4 protein-coding genes are annotated in these 1,441 nt (G+C 31.9%); all 4 read left to right on the top strand.

Annotation, left to right across the window (positions count from 1 at the left end):
* Nucleotides 1–490, top strand: a 490-nt coding sequence (locus N2Z58_09415) for a hypothetical protein (protein MCX7654876.1), incomplete at its 5' end; no start/stop codon positions are given.
* Between the two features lie 12 nt (nucleotides 491–502).
* Nucleotides 503–799, top strand: coding sequence for a hypothetical protein (locus N2Z58_09410; GenBank protein ID MCX7654875.1), 297 nt, complete (start codon nucleotides 503–505; stop codon nucleotides 797–799).
* Nucleotides 800–804: 5 nt separating this feature from the next.
* Nucleotides 805–1,095: a hypothetical protein gene (locus tag N2Z58_09405; GenBank protein MCX7654874.1), complete on the top strand. Its 291-nt coding sequence runs from the start codon at nucleotides 805–807 to the stop codon at nucleotides 1,093–1,095.
* Between the two features lie 4 nt (nucleotides 1,096–1,099).
* Nucleotides 1,100–1,393 (top strand): hypothetical protein, encoded by a 294-nt coding sequence (locus N2Z58_09400; GenBank protein MCX7654873.1) that lies wholly within the window; start codon nucleotides 1,100–1,102, stop codon nucleotides 1,391–1,393.
* Nucleotides 1,394–1,441: the final 48 nt, after the last annotated feature.

The following is a 1,441-nucleotide window of genomic DNA, read 5'->3' as shown; positions in this document are numbered from 1 at the left end:
AAGCTATTCAGTAAATATGGTGCCACTTAGCTTTACTGTTGAAAATGTTGCATGTTATTTAAATACATTAACATTTTTTAACGAAATAATTCCACTTTATAGAGCTTCTGAAACAAACGATGTGATTTATTTCAAGAATAATACATTCGATGTAAAATCGTTGGCACTTTTTAGATGGATTGAAGATAATTATCCAAACCAAATTTTGGCATTTGCAATTATCAATCCTGCTACTGGTAGTTTAATTGATAGTGATGCAAATATAATAAGTTTTACTAAATCATCAGATGATTTAACATTAACTTTCAGATTGCCAATAAATAACTACAGCATTACAAGCGCAAAATTATCGCAAAATAATAACTTATTAAATAGTGGTATTAGATGCCAAGTTATTTCATCTTCTTCAACAAGTGTAACATTTAGAGTGTATGACGAAAATAATACACTTAATCCTAATGCTTTGTTTGCAATTCTAATCTATGTATGAGGAGGGATTATTATGTTCGTGGTTGAAAAACATGATATTATCGTCAAAAAAGAAGAGGATAGATATTTCTGCTGGTTTTGTTATGGTTTCCAACAAGCTACTAAACAAGACTATAGACTAAATGAAGATAACAAACCAGAATTAATTGAACTCACAGGTTGGGAATGCGAAAGTTATGGCAGAATTATCACAGAAAATGAACTAAAACATAAAACTTTGAACGAATTGTTGGTGGAATATTACAATTATTTTGCCAACAAGTATCAGTTGCCAACTAACGAAGAACCAACCATTCATTTTGAGGAGTGATTTTTATGAATGAGGTTGAACGCTTAGCACGTATTGAAGAAAAATTGCAGTTGTTTGATGATCGATTGGAAAAATTGGAAGAGTTATATAAAGAAAGTTCAGCAACAATTCGTGATATTGCCGCAAGATTGGCTGTTCGCGAAACATTAAACGGCGAATTCCGCGCTGATCTTGCTACTCTTTGTGATGAAAATAAGGATTTAAACAAAGAACTTGAGATGCTTAAACGATTAATTTGGACAGGATTTGGAATGGTAATTGCCTTCCAATTCATCTTCCAGTTGCTTTGGAGGTGATATTATGCTTGAATTCCTGCTTGGAATTCTCGTGGTGCCTGTATTAATTGCTTTGCTTGAAAAAATTACACCTACTAAAACAACCGCTGTTATAATTGGGTTTCTTGAAAAAATTTTTAAAAACCAAGCAATGCGTAATAGTATAGAAAATCTCATCGGTACAAAAATCATTGCCTTTGGTTTATCGTTAATAACCTACGAAACAGATGAAACAGAGATTAAAAGATTATGCGAACAAATCGAAAAAGCAAATACCGGATTAAAAAATTACTTTACCAAGCAAAAGGGGGTGAGTTAGTATGTTAAAATTTGAACATATTTTGTTGATAGCTGCCATCTTGATTGG

Source organism: Fervidobacterium sp. (assembly GCA_026419195.1).
Lineage (GTDB): Bacteria > Thermotogota > Thermotogae > Thermotogales > Fervidobacteriaceae > Fervidobacterium.
The sequence above is the reverse complement of the archived record's forward strand: the minus strand, read 5'-3'. Positions and strand labels throughout refer to the sequence as shown.

Excerpts from the sequence above, each read along its gene's own strand:
- N2Z58_09410 (MCX7654875.1), top strand. The coding sequence starts at position 503 with ATGTTCGTGGTTGAAAAACATGATATTATCGTCAAAAAAGAAGAGGAT.
- N2Z58_09400 (MCX7654873.1), top strand. The coding sequence starts at position 1,100 with ATGCTTGAATTCCTGCTTGGAATTCTCGTGGTGCCTGTATTAATTGCT.
- N2Z58_09405 (MCX7654874.1), top strand. The coding sequence starts at position 805 with ATGAATGAGGTTGAACGCTTAGCACGTATTGAAGAAAAATTGCAGTTG.